4 protein-coding genes and 3 tRNA genes are annotated in these 5489 nt (G+C 33.3%); 1 reads left to right on the top strand and 6 read right to left on the bottom strand.

Translation table 11 applies throughout. The features are described from left to right. Nucleotides 1–298 precede the first annotated feature (298 nt). From typA to proS, 6 genes are all read right to left on the bottom strand, one after another. On the bottom strand, nucleotides 299–2098 hold the full coding sequence (gene typA / locus B0A78_RS08405) for a translational GTPase TypA (protein ID WP_014165563.1): 1800 nt from the start codon (nucleotides 2096–2098) through the stop codon (nucleotides 299–301). Between the two features lie 218 nt (nucleotides 2099–2316). Next, nucleotides 2317–2568 carry a 30S ribosomal protein S20 gene (gene rpsT, locus B0A78_RS08400; protein WP_014165564.1) on the bottom strand — a complete coding sequence of 84 codons (252 nt, stop codon included), beginning with the start codon at nucleotides 2566–2568 and terminating at the stop codon, nucleotides 2317–2319. A 157-nt stretch (nucleotides 2569–2725) separates the two neighbouring features. After that, nucleotides 2726–2797, bottom strand: a tRNA-Glu gene (locus tag B0A78_RS08395). 27 nt (nucleotides 2798–2824) lie between these two features. Beyond that, nucleotides 2825–2896: transfer RNA gene (locus B0A78_RS08390), tRNA-Glu, on the bottom strand. A 35-nt stretch (nucleotides 2897–2931) separates the two neighbouring features. Beyond that, nucleotides 2932–3003 (bottom strand) — tRNA-Glu (locus B0A78_RS08385). A gap of 120 nt (nucleotides 3004–3123) precedes the next feature. Next, entirely contained in the window at nucleotides 3124–4602 is a 1479-nt protein-coding gene (proS, locus tag B0A78_RS08380) for a proline--tRNA ligase (protein WP_014165565.1), read from the bottom strand. Between the two features lie 98 nt (nucleotides 4603–4700). On the opposite strand from proS, the gene B0A78_RS08375 reads away from it, so the two are divergent. After that, nucleotides 4701–5489: hypothetical protein (locus B0A78_RS08375; RefSeq protein ID WP_097609569.1), on the top strand; the 789-nt coding region annotated here is incomplete at its 3' end.

The following is a 5489-nucleotide window of genomic DNA, read 5'->3' as shown; positions in this document are numbered from 1 at the left end:
AAAAAGGGTTGGTGAAAATACTGTAAAGCATTATAAAATATGATATTTCGAAGGGTTTATTGAAACAAATTTCAATAAACTTTTTTTATTTATGAAAACTTCAAAAAAAGAGATATCCAACTTGTAAAAGTCTAGAAACTATAAAATGAGGAATTCAACAAAAAACAACGATTTAAGTATAGGTATTGTGGGCAATTATTTACTGCTATTAATAATAAATGTTTCAGATTCTAATAAAGAAATAAAATCAATATAAAATAAAAAAACCAGCCTTTAAAGACTGGTTTTAGGTGTTTTATTACGCTATTTTATTACGTTTTCTGTCATTTTCATTTAAAAAGATTTTACGTAAGCGAAGCGATTTAGGAGTTACTTCTACATACTCATCTTTTTGAATATATTCTAATGCTTCTTCTAATGTGAATTTTATAGCAGGAACAATTCTAGTTTTATCATCAGCTCCCGCACTACGGAAGTTTGTTAACTGTTTTGTTTTAGTAATATTTACAACCATATCATCACCACGAGAGTTCTCGCCAATTACCTGACCTTCGTACACATCTTCATTTGGATCTACAAAGAACTTACCTCTGTCTTGTAATTTATTGATTGAATAAGGAATTGCTTTTCCGTTTTCCATACAAATTAAAGAGCCACTAATACGTCCTGAAATTTCACCCTTATAAGGTTGATATTCTAAGAAACGGTGTGCCATAATAGCTTCACCTGCTGTAGCTGTTAATAATTGGTTACGTAATCCAATGATACCACGAGAAGGAATGATAAATTTAATAATCATACGTTCGCCTCTTGGCTCCATACTTAACATTTCACCTTTACGAACTGTTACAAATTCTACTGCTTTACCTGATACATTTTCAGGTAAATCAATGGTTAATTCTTCAACAGGTTCGCATTTTACGCCATCAATTTCTTTAATGATAACTTGAGGTTGGCCAATTTGCAATTCATAACCCTCACGGCGCATTGTTTCAATTAAAACAGATAAGTGTAATACACCACGACCAAAAACCATAAATTTATCAGCAGAATCAGTTTCATTAACGCGTAATGCTAAGTTTTTTTCTAATTCTTTTGTTAAACGATCTTTAATATGACGAGAAGTTACAAATTTACCCTCTTTACCAAAGAAAGGTGAGTCATTAATTGTAAATAACATACTCATTGTAGGCTCATCAATAGCAATAGTAGCTAATGCTTCTGGATTTTCGAAATCAGCCACAGTATCACCAATATCAAACCCTTCTAAACCTACAATTGCACAAATATCACCTGCAACGACTTCTTGTACTTTTTTACGGCCAAGACCTTCAAAAGTATGTAATTCCTTAATTCTAGACTTTGTGGTAGAGCCATCACGTTTTACGAGTGAAATATTCATTCCTTCACTTAAAACACCTCTTTGTAAACGACCAATCGCTATACGGCCTGTAAATGAAGAGAAATCTAATGAAGTAATTAACATTTGTGGAGTACCTTCAGAAACTTTAGGAGCAGGTACATTGTTTAGAACCATGTCTAAAAGAGGTTCTATAGATGAAGTTTGAACTTTCCAATCCTCGCTCATCCAGTTGTTCTTTGCAGAACCATATACACAAGGAAAATCTAATTGTTCTTCAGTAGCACCTAATTCAAACATTAAATCGAAAACTTTTTCATGTACCTCTTCAGGAGTACAGTTTTCTTTATCTACCTTGTTTATAACCACACATGGTTTTAAACCTAAATCAATTGCTTTTTGTAATACGAAACGAGTTTGTGGCATAGGTCCTTCAAAAGCATCTACTAATAAGCATACTCCATCAGCCATATTTAATACACGTTCTACTTCTCCACCAAAATCCGCGTGACCAGGAGTGTCTATAATGTTGATCTTAGTTCCTTTGTAAGTAACAGATACGTTTTTAGAAGTAATTGTGATACCGCGTTCGCGTTCTAAATCATTGTTGTCAAGGATTAAATCTCCTGTATTTTCATTTTCTCTGAATAATTGACAGTGGTACATAATTTTGTCAACCAAAGTCGTTTTGCCGTGGTCAACGTGCGCGATAATGGCAATATTTCTAATTGATTCCATGTGTGTGATTTTTGAAGGTGCAAAATTACAATTATTTTTTTCTAATTCAATCGTTAAGTATTGATTAGTTTAAAAAGATTTCTTCTCTTTATAAAAAAAACAAATAATATGTAAGTTATTTGAGTAGGATCCCCTTTTTTTTTGATAGGTCTGATGGTGTAATAAAATAAAAAATCCCGAATGATTCGGGATTTATTTTTTGAACACTTAATTATAGATTATAAAGCAGCTACGTGTCTTGTTAATTTTGACTTTAAGTTAGAAGCTTTATTATCGTGTATGATATTTTTCTTAGCTAATTTGTCAATCATTGAAATAACGATTGGTAACTTAGCAACTGCTTCAGCTTTATCTGTAGCTAAACGGATAGTTTTGATAGCGTTACGAGTAGTTTTGTGTTGGTATCTGTTTAATACTCTTCTTTTTTCGTTACTTCTAATTCTTTTTAATGCTGACTTATGATTTGCCATTGTTCTTTAATTTTAATTGTAATAATAATTTATAAACTATTAGTTAAAAAAGAAAAACCTCCCACAACTACCTTGGTAATCACTTTGGTTTTAACTAATAAAATAATACTCGAGACACTAAGTAATTATTTTATAAAACTTATTTACAACTAATTTGTAGCCCGTAGGGGAATCGAACCCCTCTTGCAAGAATGAAAATCTTGAGTCCTAACCGATAGACGAACGGGCCAAGAAGCCTTATAGTATTTTAAAGTTGTAGCCCGTAGGGGAATCGAACCCCTCTTGCAAGAATGAAAATCTTGAGTCCTAACCGATAGACGAACGGGCCATAAGGCATTTGTTTTTTCAGTATTTCAATTTTTGTAGCCCGTAGGGGAATCGAACCCCTCTTGCAAGAATGAAAATCTTGAGTCCTAACCGATAGACGAACGGGCCTTTTTGTACTTTGATTGCTTTTGTTGAGCGATCATTTCCGTATTGCGAGTGCAAAGATACACACATTTTTTGTTTTTGCAATAGCACTCGTAATTTTTTTTTGTTTTTTTTTATCTTTTTTTAGTAAGCCTTTGCAAATAAGACTCTTCCGTTTGAAGGATTTCCTGAAAAAATACAAATTCCATTTTCTTCTTTTCGTTCTAAAGGGATACAACGGATCGTTGCTTTGGTTAATTCTTTTATTTTTTCTTCGGTTTCTGGGGTTCCGTCCCAATGAGCGGATACAAATCCTCCTTTGTTTTCTAAGATATCTTTAAACTCATCAAATGTGTTTACTTCTGTAATATGAGCATTTCTAAAACTTAAAGCTTTAGTGAACATTTCGGTTTGGATTTCTTCCATTAAGCTTTGAATAAAGGATACTACGTCCTCTTTGGTTACTACTTGTTTAGATAAAGTATCACGACGAGCAATTTCAAAAGTTCCGTTTTCTAAATCTTTAGGTCCTATAGCCACGCGAACAGGGACTCCTTTTAGTTCCCATTCAGCAAATTTAAACCCTGGTTTTTGTGTGGTTCTGTTGTCAAACTTAACAGAAAGACCTAGCTTTCTTAAGGAATTACTTAAATCATCAGCTGCTGCCGTGATTTTTTCTAATTCTTCATCTGATTTAAAAATAGGTACAATAACGACTTGAATAGGGGCTAAGTTAGGAGGTAGTACTAATCCGTTATCGTCAGAGTGAGTCATAATTAAAGCTCCCATTAAACGGGTAGATACGCCCCATGAAGTTCCCCATACATATTCTTGTTTGCCTTCGGAACTGGTGAATTTTACATCAAAGGCATTGGCAAAGTTTTGGCCTAAAAAATGAGATGTTCCTGCTTGTAATGCCTTACCATCTTGCATTAAGGCTTCTATACAAAAAGTTTCTTCAGCTCCTGCAAAACGCTCATTAGCGGTTTTTACTCCTTTTACTACTGGTATAGCCATAAAGTTCTCAACGAAATTGGCATATACATTCATCATTTGTACTGTTTCGTCTAATGCTTCTTGTTTTGTAGCATGTGCTGTGTGACCTTCTTGCCATAAAAACTCAGCTGTACGTAAAAATAAGCGTGTACGCATTTCCCAACGTACTACATTGGCCCATTGGTTAATTAGTAATGGAAGGTCTCTGTATGATTGAATCCAGTTTTTATAAGTACTCCAAATAATAGCCTCAGAAGTAGGACGTACAATTAGTTCTTCTTCTAATTTAGCATTAGGATCAACCATTAATTTACCTGGTCGTTCTTCATCATTTTTTAAACGATAGTGTGTAACCACAGCACATTCTTTGGCAAAACCTTCTGCATTTTTTTCTTCGGCTTCAAACATACTTTTAGGTACAAAAAGAGGGAAATAGGCGTTACTGTGCCCTGTTTCTTTAAACATTTTGTCTAATTGTGCTTGCATTTTTTCCCAAATAGCATAGCCGTAAGGTTTGATCACCATACATCCTCTAACCGCTGAATTTTCAGCTAAATCGGCTTTTACTACTAGTTCATTATACCATTTGGAATAATCGTCTGCGCGTTTTGTTAAGTTCTTGCTCATTATCAGTATTTTGGCACAAAAATTGTGATTTGTTAAAGTTGAAATAATTTGTGCAAAACTAGTTATTTTTGTATTGTCCAACAATAAAAAATTGAGAAATGAAAACAAACTTCCAATATTTAAGAAATGCTGTTGTTAAAACAGTATTAGTAAGCATAGGCTTGCTTGCACAAGCTTGTGCTTCTTATCAAAATATTTCCTATTATGATAATGATGGCATTTATGGTTCTACTCCTAAGGAAACGAGGATAGTTCAAGAGATTAAAGATCAAAATAATGATGGTGGACGTTATAAAGAGTATTTTGGTGCTAAAGCAAATGATTTTAAAATCTCTAATAAAGAAGTGTTTACAGATATTGCTAGTTATACTTCAACTTTAGATACTACTAAAATAGTATCTAGAAAGAATTATGAAGGTTGGGGAGGCAATAATAAAGAGGTAACGGTAAATGTATACAATAATTCTTGGAATCATTGGAGATGGAGTTATGGAACATGGTGGAACCATTGGGGATATAGACCTTATTATTCTGGATTTAGTTATTGGAATGATTGGTATTATAGCCCTCATTGGGGATATACGTATTATGGTCCTTATTGGGGATCTGGTTGGTATGACCCTTACTATACTAATACGTATTATGGTTGGAATAATTCTTATTATTATGGAAGAAATTACAGTTATAGTGGAGAAAGAAGGTTTGGAGGATATGATGGAGGAAGTTATTTAAACTATTCAAATTCGTTTTTAAATTATAATACCAATCCAAATTATATTGGTTCAAGAAGAAATGGAGGAGATACACAAGATTATATAACTAATACTAGACCTAGAAACTATGAATCTTCGCCAAGGAGCTATGAAACACCTAGAAACTATGAATCT

Source organism: Flavobacterium columnare NBRC 100251 = ATCC 23463 (assembly GCF_002530675.1).
Lineage (GTDB): Bacteria > Bacteroidota > Bacteroidia > Flavobacteriales > Flavobacteriaceae > Flavobacterium > Flavobacterium columnare.
This window is presented reverse-complemented; position numbering and strand designations above follow the sequence as displayed.